Annotated in this window: 14 protein-coding genes; 9 read left to right on the forward strand and 5 right to left on the reverse strand. The window is 61.9% G+C overall.

Translation table 11 applies throughout. From position 1 onward, the window contains the following. Window positions 1–392 precede the first annotated feature (392 nt). The 3 genes from HNQ60_RS11760 to HNQ60_RS11770 all read left to right on the forward strand — a co-directional run bounded on the left by HNQ60_RS11760 (window position 393) and on the right by HNQ60_RS11770 (window position 6,985). Complete coding sequence (locus tag HNQ60_RS11760) at window positions 393–2,789, forward strand: TonB-dependent receptor (protein WP_184331976.1); 2,397 nt, start codon at window positions 393–395, stop codon at window positions 2,787–2,789. 399 nt (window positions 2,790–3,188) lie between these two features. Beyond that, window positions 3,189–6,176 (forward strand): TonB-dependent receptor, encoded by a 2,988-nt coding sequence (locus tag HNQ60_RS11765; protein ID WP_184331978.1) that lies wholly within the window; start codon window positions 3,189–3,191, stop codon window positions 6,174–6,176. Window positions 6,177–6,271: 95 nt separating this feature from the next. Continuing rightward, window positions 6,272–6,985: a phytanoyl-CoA dioxygenase family protein gene (locus HNQ60_RS11770; RefSeq protein WP_184331980.1), complete on the forward strand. Its 714-nt coding sequence runs from the start codon at window positions 6,272–6,274 to the stop codon at window positions 6,983–6,985. A 74-nt stretch (window positions 6,986–7,059) separates the two neighbouring features. Here HNQ60_RS11770 and HNQ60_RS11775 read toward each other — a convergent pair whose 3' ends face one another. The 3 genes from HNQ60_RS11775 to HNQ60_RS11785 are packed head-to-tail and all read right to left on the reverse strand — an operon-like array spanning window position 7,060 to window position 10,832. Continuing rightward, a complete protein-coding gene (locus HNQ60_RS11775) occupies window positions 7,060–8,034 on the reverse strand; it encodes a Gfo/Idh/MocA family protein (RefSeq protein ID WP_184331981.1) in 975 nt (324 codons plus the stop codon). 6 nt (window positions 8,035–8,040) lie between these two features. Next, a complete protein-coding gene (locus HNQ60_RS11780; protein WP_184331983.1) occupies window positions 8,041–9,624 on the reverse strand; it encodes an MFS transporter in 1,584 nt (527 codons plus the stop codon). Continuing rightward, window positions 9,621–10,832: a glycosyl hydrolase gene (locus tag HNQ60_RS11785; protein WP_184331985.1), complete on the reverse strand. Its 1,212-nt coding sequence runs from the start codon at window positions 10,830–10,832 to the stop codon at window positions 9,621–9,623. Before HNQ60_RS11785 ends, HNQ60_RS11780 begins: the two co-directional genes overlap by 4 nt. A 146-nt stretch (window positions 10,833–10,978) precedes the next feature. Here HNQ60_RS11785 and HNQ60_RS11790 point away from each other — a divergent pair, with 146 nt between their 5' ends. The 3 genes from HNQ60_RS11790 (at window position 10,979) to HNQ60_RS11800 (ending at window position 17,676) form a co-directional block, all read left to right on the forward strand. Next, window positions 10,979–12,040, forward strand: coding sequence for a LacI family DNA-binding transcriptional regulator (locus HNQ60_RS11790; protein WP_281382732.1), 1,062 nt, complete (start codon window positions 10,979–10,981; stop codon window positions 12,038–12,040). 121 nt (window positions 12,041–12,161) lie between these two features. Next, a complete protein-coding gene (locus HNQ60_RS11795; RefSeq protein ID WP_184331987.1) occupies window positions 12,162–15,386 on the forward strand; it encodes a family 31 carbohydrate-binding protein in 3,225 nt (1,074 codons plus the stop codon). A 79-nt stretch (window positions 15,387–15,465) separates the two neighbouring features. After that, window positions 15,466–17,676, forward strand: coding sequence for a family 31 carbohydrate-binding protein (locus tag HNQ60_RS11800; protein ID WP_184331990.1), 2,211 nt, complete (start codon window positions 15,466–15,468; stop codon window positions 17,674–17,676). 86 nt (window positions 17,677–17,762) lie between these two features. Here HNQ60_RS11800 and HNQ60_RS28090 read toward each other — a convergent pair whose 3' ends face one another. After that, window positions 17,763–19,382 carry a glycoside hydrolase family 43 protein gene (locus tag HNQ60_RS28090; RefSeq protein ID WP_184331992.1) on the reverse strand — a complete coding sequence of 540 codons (1,620 nt, stop codon included), beginning with the start codon at window positions 19,380–19,382 and terminating at the stop codon, window positions 17,763–17,765. 228 nt (window positions 19,383–19,610) lie between these two features. Here HNQ60_RS28090 and xylB point away from each other — a divergent pair, with 228 nt between their 5' ends. Both xylB and xylA read left to right on the forward strand, forming a co-directional pair. Beyond that, complete coding sequence (gene xylB / locus HNQ60_RS11810) at window positions 19,611–21,119, forward strand: xylulokinase (RefSeq protein WP_184331994.1); 1,509 nt, start codon at window positions 19,611–19,613, stop codon at window positions 21,117–21,119. After that, window positions 21,116–22,456 (forward strand): xylose isomerase, encoded by a 1,341-nt coding sequence (gene xylA, locus HNQ60_RS11815; RefSeq protein WP_184331996.1) that lies wholly within the window; start codon window positions 21,116–21,118, stop codon window positions 22,454–22,456. The genes xylB and xylA overlap by 4 nt, the downstream gene beginning before the upstream one ends. 9 nt (window positions 22,457–22,465) lie before the next feature. Here the strand turns inward: xylA and HNQ60_RS11820 are convergent, their stop codons facing one another. After that, the gene (locus HNQ60_RS11820) at window positions 22,466–23,473 is read right to left on the reverse strand and encodes a LacI family DNA-binding transcriptional regulator (protein WP_184331998.1); all 1,008 of its coding nucleotides are present in this window, start codon (window positions 23,471–23,473) and stop codon (window positions 22,466–22,468) included. 278 nt (window positions 23,474–23,751) lie between these two features. Between HNQ60_RS11820 and HNQ60_RS11825 the strand changes: the two genes are divergently transcribed. Then, window positions 23,752–26,652: a TonB-dependent receptor domain-containing protein gene (locus HNQ60_RS11825; protein WP_184332000.1), complete on the forward strand. Its 2,901-nt coding sequence runs from the start codon at window positions 23,752–23,754 to the stop codon at window positions 26,650–26,652. Window positions 26,653–26,711 lie beyond the last annotated feature (59 nt).

The raw sequence follows: 26,711 nt of genomic DNA on the forward strand, positions 1-26,711 counted from the left end.
GGCTCTCGCGAGTCTTGCGAGCAGGCGTCAATTGGGTCATGGGCGAGCGGGATCTACCTGCGATCTGGCCCTGTCAGATCGATCGGATCGTGACCCATGTTCCTCGCCGGCGCGGGTGCAGCAATCAGCTGCGGCGACAGCGGACTGCACTCCCGGTGGCGGGTTCCGTGCCGGTGCGCGACGCGCCATCCCCGAAATCAATCAGTTGACGGAATCGGTCACCACTTCATAGACCGCCCGTACAAAAAATAGTGTTTACCCTCACAGGCAAGCTTGCAAAGATCAGGAAAGTCGCTCAATAATGAACATACCGCGTATTAAAAAATGTCTGACGGCGCTGCGAACGCCCTGGACTGCGATTCGGCTACAACGTGTACGAGGGGGAACATGTAATGACTCGAATTCTGGCAAAACGCGCATCCCGGTATTGGCTGACGACAACGCCCGTCCTGCTGGCGAGCCTGTCGGCGGGAGCGATTGCTACGGCAGCGGACGATGACAAGCTGCAGCTTGAGGAGGTCATCGTCACGGCCAACACTTATCAGGAAGACATCGCAGAGCAGCCCGTGTCCGTGACTGAGTTCAACGCCGAGCAGCGCAATCTGACGGCGACAGCCAGCGCGACCGATATGTACCGGCTCACGCCCGGCATCGAACTGTCCGATCGTGGCGTGACGATTCGCGGCGTCGGTCGCACCACACCGACATCGAGCCTGGGAACCACGGAACCTGTCGCCTACTACGTAAACGGTTTCTATCTGCCCGACTCGAGCGTCATCGGCGAGAACACGCTGATCGGCGGCAACGTGCAGATCCTTCGTGGCCCGCAGGGCACGCGCTACGGCACGAACGCCATCGGCGGCGCCGCGAACCTGATCAGCCGTGTTCCAACAGATACCTTCCGCGGTGAAGCCCTGATCGGCTACGGACGGTACGACTGGAATACGCAGGGATTCACGGTTTCCGGACCGCTGAGCGAAAACTACGGTGCGCGCTTCAGCGTACAGCGTTTCGCGCAGCCCGAGCGCTCGCAAAAGAACATCGGCCCCGTCGAAGCCGGCTTCGACTCCGAGAACCTGTACGCCGAATTCCAGCTCGACGGCCAGGTGACCGACGATCTGCATTTCCTGCTGCGCTCGAGCACGTTCTCGTATGACAACGCGCGTGGTTACACGGCTCCCGCGGTCTACAACAACGCAGCGCCTTTCCAGGGTTCGAACATTCCGAACGTCACGTACAACTACGACAAGAATCCGCCGCAGGAACCGCGCGTGATCGACGTAGACGTCGAAGGCTACGACAAGCTCAAGGACAACCAGGTCCATATCCTGAATGCGGACTGGAACCTGGGCCCGGCGACGCTGTACTACGTCGGCGGCTACCAGGCGTACAAGACTGAGGGCAATGGGGACTACGACGCCACATCGCGCATCGGCTACGTCACGGGTCCGGGAAATCCAGGTGGCGCAATCGCCAACGGACTCTTCATCAGCACATCGATCGTCGACTACTACTTCAACGACGACGAGCGCTACTCGCACGAGCTGCGCCTCGAGGGCAATGAGCACGACGACCTGGAGTGGAACGTCGGTCTGTACTACTCGAAGGGCAAGTACGATCGTTCCTACGCGATCGGAAACCCGAACCAGCCGGAGCTGGCGAATCCCGTCTATCGCTACTACAACGGCGCCGTCCAGGCCGCGCCTATTGCGCCGAATCCCAATCGGGATACGTATCGTCAGCACAACCTGCTCGATGTCGAGTCCCGGGCCGTGTTCGCACAGGCGACCTACGCGCTCACTGACAAACTTCAGTTGACGGCGGGCGCGCGGTACACCGAAGACGAAAGCACGGGTACCAACGAGTACTTCAACTTCTACTGGGACACGTTCTTCACGGGTGACGTGACGCCGCTGGTGAACGGCGCGACGACGACCGTGAAAGATGAAGAGATCACCGGCCGGATTGCCGCCGACTTCCAGGCGACGGATTCAGCCAGCTTCTATCTGAGTGTCGCGCGCGGCTCGAAGCCGAGCAGTTTGACGCTCGACAACATCGTTCCGGATCCGGCGCAGGGCGGAAGGAACAACGTGTCCGATCCCGAGGAGTTGATCGCGTACGAGCTGGGCTGGAAGCAGTTGATGGGCAGCGAGTTCTTCGGAACGGTCGCGCTGTTCTTCAATGACTACACGGATATGCAGATTCCTCTGACCGTCTACCTGCCGAACCCGATCGCCGGCCTTCCGAACATTCCGGCGACGCGCTATGACAACGTGGACACGGAGATCTATGGCGCCGAGATCGAGGGCACGTGGACGCCTACGCCGGATGTGTGGGTCAGAGCGAACTACACCTACACCCACGGCGAGTACACCGCGATGGACGGGCTGGTCATCGATCCGACCGATGTCACAGCACAGCAGCAGAGCATCGTGGGGAATCAGCTTTCACGCATCCCGCGTCATAAGGCGAGCCTTGCTGGTTACTACACGTTCGACTTCACGCCGGGGTCGCTCATCCTGGGTGGCTCGGTCTACTACGCGGGTGAGCGCTACTGGTCTTACTTCAACACAGATACCTGGAAGATGAGCGACTACACGGTGGTCAATGCCAGTGCGACGTGGCGTGCACCGGACAACCGCTACGAGGTGAACGCCGCTTGCAGCAACCTCCTCGATGACGACTACGTCACCGCCATCGGCGTCGCTGGCCCGGATCTGGGGTTGGCCCGCACCAACTATCTGGGTGCTGCGCGCTTCTACAGCCTGCAGGTTCGCGTCCGCTTCTGAAGTCATTGGACGGAAGTCAGGCCGGCTCCGGAAACGGGGCCGGCCTTTTTCTTTGGCAATCGCTTCCTGTGCCGCGCCGTCCTTCGGTCTAATCCGGGCCTATAGCGCCGCTGAAATGTAAACGTTTTTTCTTCCAGCGAAACGAAATGTGAGCGAGTAGCCGTTGATCGGCCCGGCCTGAGCGCGTGCCTGGAAACGCCATTCTCGCCAGTTTTCAGGCCAAAAATGCCTTATTTTCGGCTCGCCGAGCGGTCCGGCCACTGCGCCTGCACCGCCGGCCTGTTTCTCATTTAGCTGCCGATCTTGACGCTGGATGTAAAAACGTTTACATCTGCTGCCGCCTGCAAATCGGCAATTGGCTCGCTCTGAGCCGTGAGACAGAAGAACAGGGGGGATCAGATGGGTATCAGCAAGAGAAGGGCAGTGTCGGCCGTGACCGTCGGCGGGCTGGCACTGTGCGGCGTCGTGGGAGCGCAAGAGAGCGGCCGTTCGACGCCGCAACTGGCTGTAGAAGAAGTGATCGTCACCGCGACACGCCGCGAGACGAATCTGATGGAAACGGCAGGCGCGATCAGCGTACTGGGCGGACAGGAACTGGAAGCCCGCGGCATCATCAACATCGCGCGGCTGGATTCGATCGCACCGAACCTCAAGGTGCTCGACCAACAGAACCAGGGCATGGGCGCCGTGCAGATCGCGATGCGCGGTATCGTGAATTCGAGCTTCATCGAGATCGGCGATCCCAACGTCGGGTTCCACGTCGACGGCGTGTACATGTCGCGACCGCAGTCGTCGCTCAACCTGCTGTTCGATGCGCAGCGCATGGAAATCTCGCGTGGCCCGCAGGGCACGCTGTATGGGCGCAACTCGACGGTCGGCTCGATCAACGTCGTCAACAACCGCCCGGACACGGATGACTTCGGCGTGAGCGGCTCACTGGAGTACGGCAACTACGACAACAAGATCGTCAGCGGCGTGTTGAACGTGCCGGTGATCCAGGACGTCCTGGCGATCCGTGCTTCGGGCTTCTGGCAGGAACGCGACACGTACTACAACCTTCATGACGACGACATCCTCGTGCTGCCGGGCGGACTGACGCTCGAGGACAGCCCGTATCGCCAGCAGTGGGGCAACGGAACCGGGGATGATGGCGCGGGTGCTATCGATCAGAACGCCTGGCGCATTTCTGCGTTGCTTACGCCGCTCGAGGACCTGTCGCTGTATGCGTCCTACGAGGTATTCAACAACAAGTCGCCGATTGCGCCGAGCACCGTTCGCGGCAGCGAGTACACCGCATACCTGAGCAATCCGCACGTCACCGATCAGAAGATCGAGTCCCTCCGAGGCGAGCTGAAGTATGAAATCGCCGATGCGGTCGAGCTCAAGGCGACCTACGGCGATCAGACTTACAACCACGAGATCCTGGTCGATCTCGACGCGGGCACTTCGCGGTACTCGCCGGAACGCGCCAATGCACTGCCGGGCGATTCGCTGACGTTCGAGCAGACGTTCTACGATCGCGACTGGACCACGGATTCGACCTCGTACGAACTCGTGGCTTCATCGACGTACGACAGCAGTGTTCAATGGCTCGTCGGCTACTTCAACTTCAAGGAAGACACGTTCCGCGATTTCTGGATCGACCTGCCCACGAACAACTCGGGCATCATCAATTTCAATCAGCCGAGCCGCGAAGCGACATCGGAAGCCGCATTCGGCCGCATCGACTGGAAGATCACCGGCGATGTGAAGCTCGCGGTCGGTCTGCGCCGCACGGAAGACCAGCGCACCGACACGGGCGTCAACCGCTTCAGCTCGTTCCCCGAGCCGGGGCTGATCAACGCCTTCGGGTCGCCGGTTTTCGTTGCGAACGGAGGCGCCACCGATCTGGAATTCCTGTGCAGCCAGAATCTGCCGGTCGGTCCGTGCGCAGGCGTTGGGCCGCTGCCTTCGCCGATCACGGGTGTGAACGGAGTGCCGCTGCGAGTTCCCGGGCTGAACGATGGATTCGCTGCTGCCGTCGGCTCGCCGATCGGCCAGGTGGACGCGGGCATCGCAGCTGCAACGGCGCCGGGCGCATCGGTCTTCACGAATGCGATCACCACCGACGCACAGTTGCGGGAGATCTCCCGCATTCTGTCCGCGGGGCAGGAAGTTGCGCTCGTCGGCGCGGCGGGTTCGTTCCCGCGAGTCTTCTTCACCAATCAGGAATTCAGCTATACGGACTGGAGCGTGGGTCTCGACTGGAGTCCGCGCGACGGCAGCCTGATGTACGGCACGGTGTCGACGGGTCACAAGGCGGGCAGCCAGGAGATTTTCTATCACCCGCGGCTGCACCAGTTCATCAACTCCATCCTGGAACCGGAAGAGCTGATCTCCTATGAGCTGGGCTGGAAAGAGCAGTTCGAGCAGGTCGGTGAAGGCCTCAATGTCTCGGCAGCGCTCTTCTACATGGATTACAAGGACAAGCAGCAGTCCGTCTTCGTGGACGGTGGCGACCTGTTCTGCGCCGATACCTTCGGTGATTTCAACGGCGACGGCTTCCTCGAGAACTTCGTGCAGTTCCTGCAGGGCGTTCCGATCTTTGCGAGCAGCGCGGCCCTGGTGAACAGCGGCAATGCGATCCTGCGGCCCGATGTCATCGGTGTCGACGGCCAGCCCAGCTGGGAATTGAGTCCGGCGCAGATTCAGCAGGCCGTGGCCAATTGTTCGCAGGGTTCCACAGGCACGGATGCTCCGCTCGCCGATCAGCCTGGCATGCCGAACTTCCTGGAGCTGATGCAGATCAACTTCGGCGACGCGACGATTGCCGGTCTCGAGCTCGAGTACGCATGGAACATCACGACGCAGGATCGGCTGTCGGGATTCGCGACGATGAACCTGATCAACGAAGTGAAGGATCCGCGTCCGGATGCATTGCCGTTCAATCTCAACGATTCGCTCGCCTGCAGCGATCGCGTCGGGGGTTGCCCGAACATCCTCGCAACTGACGGCAATGAACTGCCCTTCGCGCCGGACTTCACGTTCCGGGCGGTGTACGAGCACGACTTCCCGATCGGCAACTCGCTGATCACGGCGGCCGTCGACTTCTCGTACAGCGGTGACTATTGGCTGTCGGTCTGGAACACCGATTGCTATCAGTCGGTGCGGCTGGGTACCGAGGTCTGCAACAACGGTGACAAGCAGGAAGCGTACGAACTCGTCGACCTCCGGCTGCGCTATACGGGTCCGGGCGGCAAGTTCTGGATCGAAGGCTTCTCGACCAACGTGACGGGGACCAAGTACGCGACCGGCAGCATCCGGCCGACGAACGAGGACAGCGTCACTCCTTACGCCTTCAATGCACCCCGCATGTATGGCGTGAGGACCGGGTTCAATTTCTTCTGATCGAAAGGAGCACGCAAAGGCGTATCCTTGAGAAAGGCGGCCCCGCAGTTCCCTCAAGCTGACGGGGCCGTCACCTCACGACGGAATTCGATGGCATGAACCACGAGACACTGGTGTCGACGTTCTGGCGCGATGGCTTCCTCGTGCTGCACGACTTCTTCGATCCGGCGCTGATGGATCAGCTCGACGGCATCATCCGGCGCCGCTTCGGTGACGATCCGGCGTTCTGGCATAACGAAGAATTCCTGACCCGAGCCCGTACCGAAGTCATTCCCTGGTTCCCTCAGACTGAAGGCATCAACGAGTTCGACGCGATCGACGACAACGAGGATCTGCGAAAGCTGAGCGACGCGATCCTCGGTCCGCAGTGGCAGCGTCTCTACTGCATGGTGATGTTCTCCAAGCAGGGAACGGCGGGACAGGCCTGGCATCAGGACTGTGCGCCCGAGCAATCGAAGGTTCACAACCTGAACCGGCTCGTCTATACGAGCGACATCAGCGCCGAGAACGGCGGGCAAACAGTCATAGTGAAGGGCTCACATCGTCACGGGTTGTTGCCGCCGGGAGATCCCGAGGGCCACTTCGATGATGAAGTCGTCCTGACGCCGCGAAAGGGTTCCCTCGTCCTGCTGCACGGACATGCATGGCATCGCGTTCTGCCGATCGTCAAAGGCAGTCGCGTGTCGACCAACTACCGCGCCGTGCCATCCGGCACGCCCGCGGATATCACTGATGTTTGCGTGTACCGAAACATGCGGTATCGGTTTTCTACTTCGTCGGTGATTGAAGAGCGCACGGTGGTGCGTTGAGGCCGTCATCCCCGCGAAAGCGGTGATCCATGTTTCAGCTCAGATGGATTCCCGCTTTCGCGGGAATGACGAACCTAGAATCTCGCTCGTATCCGCTCGATGTGGTCCTGAAACCTCAGGCTCGCCTCCCACGGCACGATCTCCGACTCCCGCTTTCCTTGCATGAGATCCGCGCCCACAGCACGCGCCTCGTACTCGAACCCCAGCGTCCGGCGACCGTCGTCGAAATGATCGATGCGCTCGTCGAGGCGATACAGCATGCATTCGCGAGCGCGCCAGAAATCGGGAATTGCGATGTAGCCCTCGTCGCCGATGATGTAAGCCCAGTTCCGCAGTTTCGCGCGAAACGATGTTCCCAACGTTGCTGTACAGGGTGTCGCAGTGCAATCGGCATAGTCGAACAACATCGAGACGTCATCCTCGACGCCGTTCGGCGCGTGCCGGGCGACCACTTGTATCGACGCAGGATCCTGTTTCAGGAACAACCATGCGAACGCGATCGGATAGATTCCCATCTCGAGCAGGCAACCGCCTGCGAGCGTCGAGTCGTATTCGCGCCGCTTGGCGTCGAAGGGCAACAGCGGATAGCCGAAGTCGGCTTTGACGTGTCGGATGCGGCCGATCCGCCCTTCAGCGACCCAACGTTGCGCAACCTGGACAGCAGGCAGGAAGTAGGTCCACATGCCTTCCATCAGGTAGCCGTTCGTACGCTTCGCGACTGCGATCAGAGCCTCCGCATCGGCCGCGCACGTCGTCAACGGCTTCTCGCACAGCACAGCTTTGCCGGCCTCGAGGGCTGCCGTGCTGTGAGCGAGGTGCAGGGTGTGCGGTGTCGCGACGTAGACGGCGTCGACGGCTGGGTCGGCGAAGAGTGCGTCGTAGCCGCAGTGCGCACGAGGGATGCTGTATTGCTTCGCGAATTCGTTCGCTGCGTCGCCGCTGCGTGCAGCGACGCAAACGAGTTCGGCGTTCTCGACATGAAGAAGATCCTGGGCGAACTGGTGCGCGATGCGGCCGGTGCTCAGGATTCCCCAGCGGATTCTCTTCATCGGGGCTCAGCGCGCGGCGAAGTCCGCTTCGAGCTGCTCGAGCGTCCTGCCGCGGGTTTCAGGCAGCAGCCAGGCCATCAGTACGAGACTGACCGCGCCCAGGATGGCGTAGATCGAGAACGTCCATGCATTGCCGAGATGGGCGAGCTCCCAGGGGAACAGGAACTGGACGGCGAAGCTTGCGAGGCTGTTGAAGAAGCCGACGAACGCCATGGCGATGCCGCGAATCCGGTTCGGGAAGATTTCCGAGAACAGCACCCACATCACCGGTCCGAGCGACAACGCGAAGGAAGCGACGAATCCCAGGATGCCGGAGAGCACCAGGTAGGGATTGATCTTGATGGACGCCTGAATCAGCTGCGCCTCGTGCTTCTTAAGTTCCGCGGTGCCGATCGCGTTGCCGACCGCCTGCTTGAATGCGATGTCGTTCGAGTACTCGACGCCCACGATCGGCGCCAGCAGCTTGTGATCGATCCGTGCCGAAAGCTGCGTGACGGAGCTTTCGGTGATCTGGTAGCGCGCCTGATTGAATGCGTAGCTGCACAGCGATGTGCTGACGATGACGCCTGCAAGGCCAATCATCAGCAACGGCTTGCGGCCGAGCCGATCGATCAGCAGCATCGCGATCACGGTGAAGATGATGTTGATGATCCCGATGAGAATCGCCTGGGCGAACGCAGCGTTGGTGCCCACGCCCGTCTGTTCAAAGATGCTCGGTGCGTAGAAGTAGACGGCGTTGATGCCCGTGACTTGCTGGGCAATTCCGATGATGAGGCCGATCGCCAGCGGCAACTTCAGTGCAGGCTTGAAGAGCTCATTGAATCGCGATCGCAGCGAGCCGACCGGTTCGGCGGCGCTCTCGGTGATCTCCGCGAGTGCCGCTTCGACACGTGCCGGCGGCCGGATGCGTTCGAGCACTGCGCGTGCTTCGTTCAAGCGGCCCTTCACGACGAGCCAGCGCGGGCTCTCCGGAATGCCGAACAGCAGTACCCACCACACTGCGGCGGGCAGGGCGCCCACTCCGAGCATCCAGCGCCAGGTGTGACGATCGATTCCCAGCGCCTGTACCCACGCCGCGCCGTCCTGGCTCGCATGCAGCAGGAAGTAGTTTGCGAAATAGGCGGCTGAAAAGCCGATCATGATGTTGAACTGGTTGAACGACACCAGCAGCCCGCGTTTCTCGGCCGGCGCGATCTCGGCGATGTACATCGGTGCGATCCCAAGGGACGCGAACGCAAAGCCTCCGACGAAGCGCGCAGCAACGAGTGTTTCGTAGTTGGGCGCAATCGCCGCGGCGATCGACGAAACCGTGTAGAGCGCCGCCAGCGCGATCAGCACTCTCTTGCGGCCGATGTAATCGCTCAGCAGTCCGCTGCCGATGGAGGAAGCAATGCCCGCGAGCGTCGGAGCGCCGACGACCAGGCCGATCTGCCACTCGTTCAGGCCGAACTCCGGCGTGATGAAGCCGATGACGCCGGAGATCACCGAGGCGTCGAGTCCGAACAGAAAGCCACCGAGCGCAACGATGGTCGCCAGGGTGATCGTGCGGCGAGAAGCATCACGGGCGCTGGTGTCGATGGCGTGGCTCATCGGGGATCTCGGGATGAAGTCAGAATCTCGTACAACCGGGGCCCACCGTGCAACCACGCAGGCTTTCGGGTCTCGGTTACCCACGCCTTCTCGATCGACGGGTTCGCCTGAATGCGGGTGTCGCCCCAGTAGCCGCTCGAGTACGGTTTTGCCCACATCGGCTGAACGTCCCAGTTCGCATTGATGTACGCGAATGCCGCGATGACGTCGCGGTTGGCATCGATGAACGAGAGCACGGGTTCATACCATTCGTGCCAGATCTGCTCGGCGCTGAGTTGCACGACGTTGCCGCCCGCGGGTCCATCCCAGAGCGGTGAGATGTTTGCGTGAGTGAGTTTGCCGAGGTCATACCCCTGCGGTGTCGACTCGGCGATCATCACCGGCTTACGCTCTGCTCGAGCGAAATCGATCACCTCGCGTGCCAGTTGCAGCTGGCCCGGCGTCTTCAGCGAATTCGCGCGACCTTTCGCGTGCGGCTTGAGGAACCATGACAGCGCGACCCAATCGACATACGACGCACCTGGAAACCAATCGCGGATGTCTTCGCGCCGGCCCTGTTCGATGATGTCATCGAGTGGTGAAGCCGAGGCCTGCCAGACGAAGGCGACATTGTTCGCGCCGCGCGTTCTGAGTCCGTCGACGATGCGGCGAAAGGCAGTGATGTAGGTCTTGCGGTCGTCGTAGCCGAGATTCCACGTGCCGTCGAATTCGTAGCCGATTCGCAGGTATACGGGTCGCTTCGCCGCCACGAAGAAAGCGGCGAGTCGCGCAATCTTGTCGTCATGCACGCCGCGTGCGATCTCGGCGAGTCCACCGGAGCGTCGTCCGTTCGACATGTCCAACCCGATGACGAGAGCGGAATCCGGATGCTGCGTGAGCATCTTCGCGGCGCTTGTTTTGCCGGCTCCCCAATCCGCATCCGCCGCGGGATTGCCGGCGGCATCTTCGCCCAATCCGCCGAAGCCGTCCTTCGCGCTCAGCAGATCGTAGAAGCCCAGATACGTCGTGACGCCGCCTGGAGTCGCGCAGGACTGGCAATCAGTGACGTAGTCGGCAACGGACTGCAGTTCCTGACCGATGATGAGGAGCGTCTGGCCATCGGGGGGCAGGAAACGCGCGTCGGGCCGCGTCGAAGGCGCGGCGATGCCGATGGACGACGATCCCAGCGCCAATGCACAGACCCACGCTGCCGTATGTCGATACTTCAACAGCCCCCCTGTGTGCCCCCGAACGGGGCCGCCCGACGCGTTCACGATCGCCGGTTTGCGTAATCGTTTACATTCTGGCGATAATGGCGTCGGTCGGCAAGGGGGCCGTACCGGAAATCCCAGCCTGAGGGGGGCGAGGAGGGGTGATGGGGCGACGTAAGCGCCGGGGGGTTGCTACGGCGAATCTGGATGACGTGGCCCGAAGGGCCGGCGTCTCGAAGATGACGGTCTCACGGGTAGTTCGTGGAGGCGCCGACGTTTCTGAGACGACGCGGGAGCACGTTCTCCAGCACATCCGCGCGTTGCGCTATTCGCCAAGCATGCCGGCAAGACAACTGACCGCGGGTGGCGAGCTCACGATCGGGTTGATCTACGGGCCGGAGGTAGCGGCCGAGCTGGCACCGGTGCTGATCGCTGCGCAGGGCGCGACCGAAAGACTGGCAGTGCGTATTCTTCCCCTGCCGTCGGGCAAAGCGCCGATCAGATTCAATCCCGTCTACAAACGATTGGACGCCGCGATCGTTCTTGCCTCGACCTGCAACGCAGCGCGCTCACTGCTCGGACAGATCGACATCCCGCACATCCTCGTCGCCGATGCTTCGCGAGACGGCAATTCAGTAGGGATCGATGAGTCCGCCGCGTTCTGCGAAATGACTCGAAAACTGCTGGCTCTGGGCCATCGATCGTTGGCATTCGTCGGCAGTGAATCGAGCGGTTCCTGTCCGAGGCGCAAAGGATTCCAGATCGCGATCGCTGAGCAGGCACCGCGCGTCACGGCAGATTTCAGCGTATCGAATGGGCGCTCATTCGTCGCGCACCTGCGCGCATGCGAACAGTTGCTGGCGAACAAGCCGGGGATCACCGCGCTCGTTGCTGGCGACGATCTCGTCGCGGCGGCGGCAGTTTCCGCTGCCGAGCGCATCGGACTGGATGTCCCGCAACAGCTCTCCGTTGTCGGCTTCGGTGATACGCACCTTGCGCTGCGAACCTCTCCGGAACTGACCACTGTGCGCTTGCCGGTCGGTGCGATGACCTTGCATGCGCTGGAGCGAATAGCGGCTACGGTGCGCGGAAAGACAGTAGCGACAGGCCCCACTGTGATGCCCTTCGAGATCGTCTGGCGCGACTCCGCTGCTCGCAGTCCCGTACGCCAGGCTGCATTGCGAACCCGAGAGCTTCCCGAGCTCCTCATCGAAACCGCCGTTTGAGGTGTCAACGGGCTCACCGTTGACATGGAAAGCGGAAACGTTTACACATTCGCGTGTAAACGTTTACCAATCACGCGATGCCGACCCAATAACCACGGCACGCCTTTCGGGGGATCAAGCAATGAAGCTGACTGACGATCTTCACCGTGAATCTTCGCCCCGCGCGAAATCCCTGCTCCTCTCGCTCCTGGCCCTGTTCGCTTGCGCACCGTTTGCCGTTCAGGCTGCCCAGGGAATCGAGAAGGTCGGCAGCACGGCCACTTTGTGGTTCGACGATGGCGGCTGGACAGGCAGCTGGAATTACCTGTGTCTCGGCGAATCCTGCATCGCTGGCAGCAAGGTCGGCACGCGCTGGCAGCGGACCATCACCGAACAGACCATCAATGTCGGCAGTACGTACTCGATCCAGCTCAAGATCCAGCACACGCCGACGGGTCAGTACATTTCGCCCGTCTATTCGGTCACTGCCACGGGGAGCGGCGGTGGCGGCGGGGGCGCACCCGCCGTGCCGACCGGCCTTGCGGTCGGGTCTCCAACGTCCTCGAGTCTGACTGTGACCTGGAACGCTTCGAGCGGCACCGATCATTACGATGTCTATCGCGGCGGTTCGCTGGTGGGCTCTCCGACGGGAACATCGCTGGTGAACACCGGCCTCGCCGCAAGCACCACGTACAGCTACGCCGTTCGCGCGTGCAATGCGAGCAACGTCTGTTCTGCGCAGTCGAGTGCTGTGAGCGGAACGACGAGCGCTTCGACGCCGCCCGGCGGCGGTGGCGGAGGTGCTGGCCAGTTCGGCATCGATGGCACCGGCAAGCTGTACCACGTGGATGAAGGCTGGACTGCTTCGTTCAACTACCTCTGCCTCAATGGCGCATGCTCGCCGGGTACACGGGTGAACGGACGCTTCGAGCGTTCGGTTTCGGTCACGGCAGGATCGAGCTACTCGATCGAGTTCAAGGTTCAGGACAACACGGTCGGCCAGTGCCTGACGGGCGCACAACCGATCACGTATGTTGCCGGCGGAGCTTCGATCGCAAGCTCCTGCGCATCGCCGGATACGACTGCTCCGACTGTGCCGACAGGTCTGCAGGCGACGGCACAGAATGGCCACGCAGTGCAGCTCACGTGGACTGCCTCGACGGATGACAAGAGCGTCGCGAAGTACGACGTGTACCGCAACGGCGGCAGCACGCCAGTTGGCTCCCCGACCGGCACGTCCTTCGTGAACACGGGCCTGACGGAACAGAGCGTCTACACGTATCGCGTTCGTGCCTGCGACGCCGCAGGCAATTGCTCGGCGCAGAGCTCGCAGGTGAGTGTCACGACGCCGGTCTTCGTTCCGGATACCACGGCACCTTCAGTGCCGACCGGCCTGCAAACGACTGCCGTCAATCCGACATCGGTTGCGCTCGCATGGACGCCATCGACCGATGCCGGTGGTGTGGTTGCGAAGTACGACGTCTATCGCAATGGGACGCTGGCAACTTCGCCGGCGGGGCCCGCATCAACGATCACCGGGCTCAGCTCGGGCGTGACGTACAGCTTCCGCGTACGTGCATGCGACGACTCGAACAACTGCTCAGCCCAGTCCGGACCGCTCAGCGTCACGACGCCGGTTGTGCCCATCAATGTGAATACGACGTCCAACTCTTACTCGGATCACAACGTCGGACCGCCACCGCGTGCCAATCCGCCTAGTGCGCTGGCGACGCCGATCAACGGCGTTGCGCCAACCTCTCACGGATTTGCGTTCGACATCAACGGCAGCACGCTGGCCTGGCGTTGGGGACCGCAGAACGTCGCCAATGTGGCGGGTGCTGTGCGCGCGCCGGGCGATTCCGGCCTCGAGATGCATTGCTCGATGAACAACAATGCGACGTTCCTGAAAGTCTCGGTCGTGAACTCGACCGCGACGATTCCGTGCACGGGAACGTACACGTACTTCTTCCGCTACCTGCACCCGCAGCCGCTCAACAACAATATGGCAACGCGCTGGATCTACACCGCGCTGTTCACGACGGCAGGCGCGCGAATCAATCCGGCGGCGTACACGCCATTCGTCGACGGTTCCGCCAACTGGATGCGTCCGCGTCATCCCATCTCGCATGACGGCATCACGGCGGCGGTGATCGACAACCAGAGCAACGCGATCCGCATTCGCGACCTCGACCGATACACGCTGTGGGTCAACGACTCGCCGGGCAATGTGGCGTTGAACTACGCCATCTCGGGAAGCGTGCTGCGAGTGGAGTCGCTGCGGAACAATGCCGGCGCGGTCAACGGCCAGAACTTCTTCGCGGTCGAGCAGAACCCTGGCTTCGGCGGCATCTACAGCTATGGCCAGGTGATCCAGTTCGAGATCACCGCGATCGCGGGCCGCGAGAGTTCGCAGACCTACAACGACTTCATGTACTACATCGTGGGCTATGGCTGGAGCAGCTATGGCGACCCGCGCCTGAAGTCGGCCGGTAAAGCAGGCACCACCATGTTCGTATCCGACACGGGTGCCTACAGTGCGCTCGAGAAGAACGCTGTCTTCACGCAGCCAATGGTCACGGTGCATACGGAAGATCAGATCGACGACTTCCTGGTCGGCCATCACATCTTCCACGGCATCGATCCGAACAAGCGTGGCTCGACGCTCTTCGACGATCCAGACGTTCGCATCGGCGATCGCACCTGCGGCGGCTGTCATTTCCGCGACGGACGCGGCTCGGAGATCATCCAGACGTCCAAGGGCCCGCGCCTGCCTCCGCCCATCTACGGCCTGAAGCTCCTCGATGTGATGATCGGGCGACAGGCTGGCTTCACGTGGGATGGTTCCGCGACGACGATCCGGCAGCAGGTCGAGAATGCTCTGGTCGATGATCATCACGTGCAGGTCTCGGCTGTGCCGACGCGTGCGATCGATCTGATGACGTCGTATATCGAGCTGCTCACTGTCCCGAATCGAAATCCGGGTTCGTATGACGATCCGGCGGTCGTGCAGGGCGATGTGCTCTTCAGTCAGGTCGGCTGCGCCGGCTGCCATACGCCAGTGCAGTACACGAGCAGCACCGCGGCCACGCACCTGCGGAATCTGGAGATCCGCCCGTACACGGACATGAAGGTGTGGAACGTGAATGGCGGCAGCTTCAGGACGGCTCCGCTGTGGGGACTGGGACACAACATCGACCTGCTGCAGAGAAACGCCCGTGTGCTGCGCTTCATGCACGATGGATCGGCGACGTCAGTCGATGGTGCGATTCAGGAACATGATGGAGCGGCGGCGACATCGAGGACGCAATACAACGCGTTGAGCGCGACGGATCGCGCTGCTCTCGTCAAGTTCGTCGAGTCGCTCTGAGGCTTCGGCAGCAGGAGTCACCAGGCTCCTGCCGCCCTTCGAGCTCACCCATCTGATCGGGCTCATCAGGGAGAGAGACATGCGCATCCTCGTTCGCGTACGGCAACTGCTGCTGCTTTCCATCGCGGGTCTTGGCTTTGCGGCAGGAGTTGCGAATGCAGCGACCTTTGCACCGCCTGCCGGCCAGCGTCTGCTTGTCATCGGCCAGGACACCGGGAGCATCGCCGACTACGTCAGCAGCGTAGGGGTCGTTCCGGCCGGTGTGACCGGCTACACGGGTATCGACACACTCGGCGGGCTGACGACCAACGGGGAATGGGGCGCGGGAATCAACAACGCCGCGACACTCGCGAGTACATATCCAAACAGCGTTCTCGTGCTCGGCATTTCGCTCAACGGACAGGCCAGTGCCTTCGCCAATGGCGCGTACGACGCGAATCTCGACGTTCTCATCAACACGATCAAGAACTGGAACAGACCCGTACTGCTGCGCTGGGGATACGAGGTCGAAGGCACATGGAACGGCCATCCGCCCGCCGCCTTCAAGACCGGCTGGATCAAGGTCTGGAATCGGATTCGCGCACTGAACGCGCAGAACAACATCGCAATGGTCTGGCAGACCGCGACCTACTGCCCGGACGGCATCAGCGTGCAGCAAACACTCGATTGGTATCCGGGCGACCAGTACGTCGACTGGATGGGCATGTCGTACTTCACGCCGCAGGACTGCAGCTGGACGGAGATCAACGACATGATCTCGTTGGCGCGTGCACGCGCGAAGCCCTTGCTGATCGCGGAGGCAACGCCACAGCGATATGACATCGGCGCTTTGACCTACAGCACTGACGCTGCCTTCGGATCGAACAAGCAGAGTCGTTCGGCGCAGCAGATCTGGAATGAGTGGTTCTCGACGCTGTTCGGCATCATCGACACCAATGCAGACGTGATTCGTGGTCTCGCGTACATCAACGCGGATTGGGACAGCCAGTGGAAGTGGAATCCCGTCGACGGCATCGGACCGGTCGAGGGCTACTGGGGCGATTCGCGCGTCCAGGCGCAGGCATTGATCAGGACGAACTGGCTGGCACAGATCAACGCGAACGGCTGGCTTGCGGGTACTCCTTCGTTGTTCGCTGCTCTTGGCTACGGGTCTGGCGGCGGCGGCGACACGCAAGCGCCGACAGTGCCCGGCAATCTTCGGACTACGAGCACGACTGCCAACCAGATCGCGCTGGCCTGGAATGCTGCGAGCGACAACATCGGCGTTGTGCGCTATGACGTCTATCGCAACAGCGTGTTCCTGGCATCGTCGACCTCCCTGAGCTATTCGGCGACAGGGCTTGCTCCATCGACGACGTACAGCTTCACCGTTCGTGCGTGCGATGCAGCCGGCAATTGCTCGGCGCAGAGCCCCGTGCTGAGTGCGACGACGAGCGCCGGGGGAGGAGGCAGCTCGCAAGGGATCGAGGTCGCCGGCGGCGTTGCGACGCTCTATTTCAACGATGCGGGATGGACCGGTGGCTGGAACTATCTCTGCCTCGCCGATCACTGCGTGTCCGGTACGAAGGTCGGCAATCGCTGGCAGCGAACGATTACCGAGCAAACCATCGCTGTGGGCGCGACCTACCAGATTCAGATCAAGATCCAGAACACCTCGAGCAGCGGCGGCCAGTACATTTCGCCGCTGACATCAGTGGTCGCTTCCTCGGCGGGCGGCGGTGGTGGGCCTGACACGACTGCGCCTACTGTGCCCGGCAACCTGCGAGTCACTTCGACGACGAGCAACAGCATCGCGCTGACCTGGAATGCATCGACCGACAATGTCGCGGTGACTCGATACGACGTCTATCGGGCAGGTATGCTGGTGGGATCGCCAGCGACACTTTCTTTCACGAACACAGGGCTCGCTGCCAGCACGACGTACTCCTACACGGTTCGCGCCTGCGATGGCGCGGGCAATTGTTCCGCCCAGAGCGCTGCCGTGAGCGGAACGACGAACGGCACTGGCGGAGGCGGAGGTGGCGCGCAGGGAATCGTGGTGAACTCAGGCATCGCGACGCTCTTCTTCGAAGATGCGGGCTGGAGCGGTGGCTGGAACTATCTGTGTCTCGGCGAGCATTGCGTCGCCGGAACGAAGGTCGGCACGCGCTGGCAGCGGACTATCACCGAGCAGGCGATCAGCGTTGGCAGCAGCTATCAGATCCAGATCAAGATCCAGCACACGGCGGGCAGCGGCGGGCAGTACATCTCGCCGATGACGACGGTTGTGGCGACGGGTGGCGGTGGCTGATTCGTCATCCCCGCGAAAGCGAGGATCCATCTTGGCAGATGGCGATAACAGATGGATTCCCGCCTTCGCGGGAATGACGAAGGGTCTTAGATCGCCTCTGCAGCAGCAACTTGCCGCGCACTATCCAGCGCATCACGCGCATCGCGTTCGCGATAAGCGAAGGAGCTGAAATCCGCCGGCATCCTCTGACCGGTCAAATCCTGGCAGCACATGCCGACGAATGTGCCTGTGAAGCTTGCGCTGTCGCCCTTGCCGGTTTCGTCGGACAGCAGGCTGTGATCGAGGATCACGGGGATCGTGTGCCACGGACCCTCACCGAGCGCCCACGAGAACAGCAGTTCGTGCTCGCGTACGCGGGCGCGCAACCGCAGCGGAGCTCCCGGCTGAACCGGAATCAATGCATCCGCGATCGGAAGGGTGCACGCGAGTGAGGGATCGGCTTCGCAGCTCATGATCCCGATGTGCTTGCCGATGCGCTCATCCCAGCTCACATAGACGTAGTGGAACTTGTGCGAGTTGTAGTAGCAGATGAGCCCCGCGGCCTGCTGGAAGTTGCTCGGTTCGAAGCGAACTTCCGTCTCGGCCTCGAAGCAGTGGTGCGTCTGGCGACGCGCGACCAGCGACTGATTGAAGAGGCTGCCCACGGACTCGCGCCCATACAGGCGCAGGCGTCCCGGTGCTGCATCGAGCGAGAACAGCGACTGCGGGTCCGGGCTCCTCAGCCACTGAAAGTCAGCCGGCAGCGTTGCAGGGGCGAACGCGTAGTCACGCTCGTAGCGCCGGCGCGGGGATTCGGGTTGTGGGACGTGTTCTGACGGATGCAGTCGAAACCAGCCATCCTCGTCGAGCGTGAGTCGGCGCAATGCAGTCTCGCGACCAAGCGTGCTGCGTCGAGTCGAGCGAAGCGGTCGACTGCACAGGTGCGTCATGTAGAAAGAACCATCTGGCGTCTGAACGATATCGCCGTGGCCCACGCGTTGCAGCTCAGCATCGGGGCTGTGGCGCGCAGTCACGATGTGCTGATCGGGATGAAGTTCATAGGGCCCGTACAGCGATTTCGATCGGGCGAGCGTGACGGCGTGGTTGTAGCCCGTGCCGCCCTCCGCGGTCAGCAGGTAGTAGTACTCGCCGAAGCGATAGAGATGAGGGCCTTCGGCCAGACCGAGATCGCTGCCGGTGAAGATCGTGCGGGTCGGGCCGACGAGGCGACGCTCTGTCGGAGAGTATTCCTGCAGCACGATGCCGCCGAACGGGCTGCGGTCCGGGCGATGGTCCCAGATCATGTTCACGAGCCACTTGCGTCCATCGACATCGTGGAACAGCGAAGGATCGAATCCACTGCTGTTCAGGTACACGGGTGCGGACCACGGGCCATCGATATGTGTTGCCGTGGTCAAGTAGTTCGGCGTGTCCTTGAAGTTGCCGTCCAGGCGCTTGACGTCGGTATAGACCAGATGGAACAGGCCGTCATGCCAGGTGAGGCAAGGCGCCCATACGCCACCGGAGTCCGGTGCGCCGCGCATATCGAGCAGTTCCGCGCGATTCAGCGGTCGGGCAATCAACTCCCAGTCGACGAGATTTCTCGAGTGATGAATCTGCACGCCCGGATACCACTCGAAGGTCGATGTCGCGATGTAGTAGTCATCGCCCACGCGACAGATCGACGGATCGGGGTTGAAGCCGGGGAGGATGGGATTGCGAATCACGGATACCCGCCAAGGGAGGTTTGTCGCAGTATTTGTGTAAACGTTTCCAAAGTCAACGCGACCCCGATGAGGATGCTCGGCCGGACAATGGAGGGCATTTTTCCCCGAGTTTTTTGAAAAGGCGGTCTGTTCTCGCTGCGGGGCTCCCGGCGGCGGGTACCCGACTCTTGGGCGTTGATGTAAAATCGTTTACATTAATCCAGGCGCATCACGGCAAGAAGAACGCACATGAGCATCGTGCTGGGTATCGACCTCGGAACACAGGGGCTCAAGGTAGCAGCCTACGACCTCGAGCGGCGATCGATGGTGGAACAGTCCTCTTCGGCGCTGGAGCTGATCAGCCGCGACGACGGCAGTCGTGAACAACTTGCTTCGTGGTGGGTTGACGCGTTGCGATCGTGCGTTGCCGCCCTCTCCTCCGACGTCCGACGACGGGTCCGCGCGATCGGTGTCTCGGGCCAGCAGCATGGATTCGTGCCGGTCGGCCGCGACGGCGACGTTCTGGGGCCGGTCAAGTTGTGGTGCGACACCTCGACGATCGTCGAGTGTGAAGAGATCACCGCAGCCGCAGGCGGCGAGCGCCGCTGCATCGAACTCACCGGCAATCCAGTCCTGCCTGGCTATACCGCATCGAAAGTTCGCTGGATGGCGCGTGCGGACGCAGCGGCGTATGCACGCCTGACAACGATTCTGCTGCCTCACGACTACATCAACTTCCATCTGACCGGCGAGCGGTTCATGGAGTGCGGCGACGCTTCGGGCACAGGCTGGTTCGATGTGCGCCAGCGTCGCTGGAATCCACAGATGCTGGCGGCGATCGATTCGCGGCGCGATCTGTCTGCGTGCCTGCCGCCACTCCTCGGCAGCGGGTCTGTCGTACCGATCTCGGGGGCTGTCGCTGATCGGCTCGATCTTCCCCGTAGCGCGGTCGTTTCCGTCGGCGGCGGAGACAACATGATGGCTGCCATCGGCACGCGCAACGTGAAGGAGGGGAGGCTCACGGTCAGTCTCGGCACTTCCGGCACCCTCTTCGCGTATGCATCACGACCTGTCGTCGATGCGCAGGGCAGAGTCGCGGCCTTCTGCTCGTCCACGGATGGATGGCTGCCACTGATCTGCACGATGAACTGCACGGTTGCGACCGAACAGATCCGCCGTATCGCGAATATCGCGCTGCCCGATACCGACCGGCTGCTCGAGAGAACCTCGGTCGGCGCCGAAGGCATCGTCACGCTGCCTTTTTACAACGGCGAGCGCACACCGAATCTGCCGAAAGCGAAGGCCGCGGTGCTCGGTCTCGATATGCGCAACGCCACGCCCGCGAATCTGCTTCGGTCCGCGATGGAAGGCGCGACCTTCGCATTGCGCCACGGGCGAGATGTCTTCAGCGAGCTCGATCTGAAGTTCGACACTGTATGTGTCACAGGCGGAGGCGCGGCGAGCAGGGTGTGGCGCCAGATGGTGGCCGACGTGTTCGGGATTCCCGTCGTCGGTCTGCGCTACCAGGAAAGCGCGGCTCTCGGCGCCGCGCTGCAGGCGGCGCATGCGTATCAGCAATCGCGCGGCGGCAACCAGTCGCTCGCGGATCTGATCGACGAGCACGTCGCGATCGACCCGGCTCAGTGCTGCGAGCCCGATCCCGAGAACGTCCGTCGATACACCGGCATCTACGGCAGCTACCAGAATCATCTGGACCGGCTGCGCCCTTACTACATTCAACTGGAGCGTGGCGCATGAGTGCTGACTACTATTGCGGCGATATCGAGTTCTTCCCTGGAATCGGCCGCATCCCCTTCGAGGGAATCGGTTCCGACAATCCACTGGCGTTCAAACACTACGATGCGGACAAGCGCGTCGGTGATCGAACGATGCGCGAGCATCTTCGTTTTGCGGTGTGCTACTGGCACACCTTTCTGGGAGCCGGTGCTGATCCGTTCGGCGTGGGCACGAGACTGTTCCCTTGGGACAAAGCAGCCAGTCCTATGGATGCCGCCGCCCTGCGGATGGATGCAGCGTTCGAAATGTTCACGAAACTCGGCGTTCCGTACTACTGCTTCCACGATCGCGACATGGCGCCGGCCGCGGACACAGTGGCGGAGTCGGAGCGCAATCTGTCCCGGATGGTCGAACGTGCGGCGCGCCTGCAGAAGCAGACCGGCGTTCGCTTGCTATGGGGTACGGCGAACCTGTTCTCTCATCCGCGCTACATGTGCGGTGCGGCGACGAATCCGGACTTCCATGTGCTCGCGCATGCCGGAGCGCAAGTGAAGGCGGCGCTCGATGCGACCGTTGCGCTGGGAGGCGAGAACTATGTTTTCTGGGGCGGTCGTGAAGGCTATTCGACCCTGCTGAATACAGATACCGCGCGGGAACTCGATCATATGGCTGCGTTCCTGCGTGCCGCGCGCGATTATGGCCGGAGCATTGGGTTCAAAGGGCGATTCCTGATCGAGCCGAAGCCGATGGAGCCCATGAAGCATCAGTACGACTTCGATGCAGCCAGCGTCGTCGGATTCCTTCGTCAGTACGAGCTCGATGGTGATTTCAGTCTCAACATCGAGGCGAATCACGCGACGCTGGCCGGTCACACGTTCGCCCACGAGCTGCAGATCAGTGCGAACGCCGGTCTGCTCGGCAGCATCGATGCGAACCGGGGGGACATGCAGAACGGGTGGGACACGGACCAGTTTCCTGTCGACCTCTACGACACGACCACTGCGATGCTCGTCGTGCTGGAGCAGGGTGGGCTTGCGCCGGGCGGCCTCAACTTCGATGCGAAGGCGCGTCGCGAATCCGTGGACATGGAGGATCTCTTCATTGGCCACATCGGCGGAATGGATGCGTTCGCACGAGGGCTCGAAGTCGCCCATGCGCTCCTCACGAAGTCACGGCTTGCGGCCGATCGGGATGCCCGCTACTCGAGCTTCGATGCAGGTCCGGGCGCAGCATTCGCGCGTGGGGAGTTCGGACTGGAGAAGCTGCGGGACTTCGCAGCGGCCCACGGCGAGCCAGCACCGGTCAGCGGCAAGCAGGAGCGTTACGAGAATCTCCTGAATCAATACCTGCTGCGATAACGCGGGTCTTCAGTTGCGGCGGGCGACGGTCCGCCGGATGACCAGTTCGTGCGGCACCAGTTCAGGCTCCGAGGTCAGGGTGATGCCTTCCTCGATAGCGTGACTGATGCGGTACATCGCCTTCTCGCCGATCTCCTCCGCCGGCTGCCTGACGGTGGTCAGCGGAGGAAAGACGGCCTGCGAATAGCGAATGTCGTCGAAGCCGATGACGGAGATGTCGTCCGGCACCGTCAAGCCCGTCGACCGGATTTCATGCAAAGCGCCGATGGCCATGTCGTCGTTGGCGCAGAGGATTGCGGTCGGTCGCATGCTGAGGTGAAGCAGGCTGCGGGTGGCTTTGACGGCTCCTTCGATGGTGAGCTTGCCTTCGAGCACCCAACTGTCCTGCACCGGCAGCTTGGCTGCCTTCATTGCGGCGCGATAACCCGCTTCGCGGTCCTTCGTCAGGAGCGATGTGTTCGTGCCCGAGATGAACGCGATCCGCTCGTGTCCATGCGAAATGAGAAATCTCGTCGCTTCCTTGGCGGCCGCAACGTTGTCGATGTGCACACTCGGCAGGTGCCGCACTTCGGGTTGAATGGCCTCGCAGGCGACGACGATCGGCAGCGTGCGGTGACGTTCCCGATTCAGCACTTCGATGCCTGAAGGCGGGACCGTCGCCAGCAGGATCAGGCCATCGGCCTGGCGCGAGACCAGCAGGCTCGTGAACTCGTCGGAGTTCATCTTGGACTCGCAGAAGAGCACGTTGTAGCCCTTCTGCTGCGCGATCGACTGAATGCCCTTGACCACTCCCGCGAAGAACGGATCGCCGATCGACGGCAGCACGACCATTACGAAGTTCGTGCGGCCGCGCCGGAAATTCTGCGCGAGCGTATTCGGCGAAAAGCCGGTCTTCTCGATCGCCTGACGGACGCGCTCACGGGTTTCCTTGTTGACACGATCCTTGTTGTTGATTGTCCGCGAGACGGTTGCAATCGAAACACCGGCGAGTTTTGCAACGTCTTTGATGGAGACCATGGTGACTCTCTGGGGGGCGCTGCTGCGCAGTCTAACCGGTTTCCCCGGGGAGTTTTGCCGCGGCGCGACCCCTGTCGCGAGCGCTGCCATACCCCTTGGATCGCGGCGCATGAAAACGCTAACACCCGCGGTTGCTCGTCATGCCGCCCCGATCGTCGCGGCCGGCAGGCTTGACACGCCCACGTACTGGTTCGTACATTCGCCCGCAATCAGGTCCGTGCCGGCACGCATGGGCGTGTGGGCAGAACAACAGAATCGACACCACAGGGGGCAAGTGAATGCGTAACAGAACATCAGCGGTCACCCGGGCATCGCTGCTCGCGATGCTCGCGAGCAGTGCGGCGGTGGGTCAGGAGGCGCAGCCGCAATCCACGCCATCCGATTCGAAGCTCGAGGAGATCGTCGTTACCGGATCACGCATTTCCCGCGCCGACTTCTCCTCGACGAGTCCGATCGTGACTTTCGGCGAGGACGCCATCACGCAGACGGGTACCGTCAACATCGAGAGCGCGCTCAATCAGTTGCCGCAGTTCGTGCAGGGCCAGACGCAGAGCACCATCGGCGCCGTTGCGCTCGCGGGCCGTGCATCGTTGAACCTCAGAGGCCTCGGAGAGACGCGCAACCTGGTTCTTCTCGACGGTCGCCGTCTGCCGCTGTCGAACGCGAACGCCGTGGTCGATGTGAACCTGATCCCGCAATTCATCCTGCAGGGTGTCGAGACGATCACCGGCGGTGCATCCGCTGTTTACGGTTCAGACGCCATGTCCGGCGTGGTGAACTTCAAGAGCAAGAACGACGTCGATGGAGTTCAGCTCGATATCCGCTCCGGCATCAGCGACCGCGGCGATGCGAACACCACGGATGTCGGAATCACCGCGGGCTTCGCGATCGATGGAGGGCGTGGCAGTGTCCTGCTCTCCGCCGGCTATACGGATCGCGAAGAGCTGTTCGGCAAGGAGCGCGACTTCTATCAGCTCGGCGTGCTGTCGTCGTTCATCGCGCAGGGCACGTTCATTCCGTCGCCGACCAATCTTCCGACGCAAGCCGCTGTCAATGGCGTGTTCTCGACCTACGGCGTCGCTCCAGGCGCAGTGCTCAACTCGCGCAGCCTTGGCATCAACGACGACCGGACACTGTTCGGCCAGATCGGTGCCGTGAACTATCGCGGTCCGACGACCGAGTACTTCAGCACGACGGGCGGTACCGTCCGCCAGCCGGTGACCTATCAGGAGTACATCGTCAATCCGATGGAGCGCAAATCGTTCTTCGGCAAGTTCGACTACGACCTGACGCAGGATCTGACGGCTTACGGCCAGTTCCTCTACAACAAAACGACGGCGACGGGGCAGGTGGGTTGGACGCCGACACTCTACGTCGTTCCCACTGTGCCGGTGACCAATCCCTTCATTCCGGCCGACCTGCGCACGATCCTTGCGTCGCGACCGAATCCCAACGCGGACTTCACCATCAACCAGCGCTTCATGGGCCTGGAGGATCGCAAGTTCCCGTCGGACTTCACGGTCGGCCAGTACATCCTCGGCCTGCGCGGCAACCTGCCATTCAAGGACTGGCGATGGGATGTCTATGGGTCGTACGACTCCACGGACCTCGTCGAAACTCAGGACAAGGCGATCCTGAACTCGCGCATGCGCAATCTCCTGTATGCGGCGGACGGTGGCACATCGATCTGCGCTGGTGGGTTCAACCCATTCAGTCTCGCTGAATCAACGAGCGTGTCCGCGGAATGTCGCTCGTACCTGGAGGCCGAGACTCACGACTACACGCAGCTCACGCAGACGATCTTCGAGGCGAACCTCAACGGTTCGCTGTTCTCGATGCCCGCCGGCGACGTGAAATTCGCCCTTACCCTCAGCACGCGCGACAACCAGTTCGAGTTCGATCCGGATCCGTCCCGCGAGAACCTCGACATCATCGGAACGCTGCAGACGTATCCCGCCGAAGGTTCGAGCGACGTGAAGGAAGCGGCGATCGAGTTTCTGGTTCCGCTTCTTGCGGACAAGCCGTTTGCTCACAAGCTCGATCTGAGTCTGGGCTTCAGAACGTCCGACTACGATGTCTCCGGCCGCGTGGAGACTTACAAGGCTGACGGCATCTGGGAGCCGTTCCGAGGCTTCACCATTCGCGGCGGTTTCGAGCACGCAATCCGTGCCCCGAACATCGGCGAGCTGTACAACCAGCTCGGCGCGCAGGCGCAGATCGGTTCGCCGCCGGGACAGGGTGATCCATGCGACGTCCGGTCATCGGCGCGAAGCGGTGCGAACGCAGCCTCTGTGCGCGCACTGTGTATCGCGACGGGCATTCCGACACCGATCGCGGACACGTATCAGTACACGACGGTCGCGATTGGCGTAATCAACAGCGGCAACATCGAGCTGACGCCCGAAGAGGCCGACACCGTGACTCTCGGTGTGGTGTTCCGGCCAGAGTTCGATGCGGCGCTGGTCCGTGACATGCAGTTCTCCGTCGACTACTACGACATCGACATCACCGACGTCATCGGGCCGATCGCCGGAGGCACGGCACTCAGCAAGTGCTACAACCTCGATGGCAGCAATCCGACGTACGACGCCGGCAATGCCTACTGCCAGATGATCAATCGCAACGGCACGACTGGCGGTGTCGATACTGTCGCGACGCCGTACTTCAATCTCGGTGGGCTGCGTACCAGCGGCATAGATGCCCAGCTCGACTGGAAGATCCCCGCGGGGCCGGGCAGCCTCGATGTGAGCCTGCTGGCGAACTACACGGAGTCGTATGAAGTCCAGCTGCTCGCAGGATCGGCGTGGCAGCAGTTTGCGGGAACCATCGACGGTACACAGAACGGCGGCATTCCGATTCCAGACTGGAAGACGTTGCTGTCGCTCACGTATCGGCTGCCGAATTTCGAAGGCGGCATCCGCTGGCGCCATCTCCCGACCATGGACGACATCACGTCGGTAACGCGGCCGGCGAGCCCGGCGCCCGGCGTGCCTTCCTACGATCTGTATGACGCGACACTGTCGTATCGCCTGAACGACATGTTCCTGTTCCGGGGCGGCGTCAACAATCTGCTCGATGAGGAGCCGCCGATCGTGGGCGGGACGATTGGTCAGACTCAGCCCGGAACGTACGACATCATCGGTCGCTACTACTACTTCGGATTGCAGATGAACTTCTAGCAGGCATTGCGTGCAGCCTCCCTTTGTGGGGAGGCTGCACGGTCGCGCTCAGTCGCGAC

Source organism: Povalibacter uvarum (assembly GCF_014202975.1).
Lineage (GTDB): Bacteria > Pseudomonadota > Gammaproteobacteria > Steroidobacterales > Steroidobacteraceae > Steroidobacter > Steroidobacter uvarum.

Coding starts and splice junctions, on each gene's coding strand:
- HNQ60_RS11760 (WP_184331976.1), top strand. CDS start 393: ATGACTCGAATTCTGGCAAAACGCGCATCCCGGTATTGGCTGACGACA.
- HNQ60_RS11765 (WP_184331978.1), top strand. CDS start 3,189: ATGGGTATCAGCAAGAGAAGGGCAGTGTCGGCCGTGACCGTCGGCGGG.
- HNQ60_RS11770 (WP_184331980.1), top strand. CDS start 6,272: ATGAACCACGAGACACTGGTGTCGACGTTCTGGCGCGATGGCTTCCTC.
- HNQ60_RS11775 (WP_184331981.1), bottom strand. CDS start 8,034: ATGAAGAGAATCCGCTGGGGAATCCTGAGCACCGGCCGCATCGCGCAC.
- HNQ60_RS11780 (WP_184331983.1), bottom strand. CDS start 9,624: ATGAGCCACGCCATCGACACCAGCGCCCGTGATGCTTCTCGCCGCACG.
- HNQ60_RS11790 (WP_281382732.1), top strand. CDS start 10,979: ATGGGGCGACGTAAGCGCCGGGGGGTTGCTACGGCGAATCTGGATGAC.
- HNQ60_RS11795 (WP_184331987.1), top strand. CDS start 12,162: ATGAAGCTGACTGACGATCTTCACCGTGAATCTTCGCCCCGCGCGAAA.
- HNQ60_RS11800 (WP_184331990.1), top strand. CDS start 15,466: ATGCGCATCCTCGTTCGCGTACGGCAACTGCTGCTGCTTTCCATCGCG.
- xylB (WP_184331994.1), top strand. CDS start 19,611: ATGAGCATCGTGCTGGGTATCGACCTCGGAACACAGGGGCTCAAGGTA.
- xylA (WP_184331996.1), top strand. CDS start 21,116: ATGAGTGCTGACTACTATTGCGGCGATATCGAGTTCTTCCCTGGAATC.
- HNQ60_RS11820 (WP_184331998.1), bottom strand. CDS start 23,473: ATGGTCTCCATCAAAGACGTTGCAAAACTCGCCGGTGTTTCGATTGCA.
- HNQ60_RS11825 (WP_184332000.1), top strand. CDS start 23,752: ATGCGTAACAGAACATCAGCGGTCACCCGGGCATCGCTGCTCGCGATG.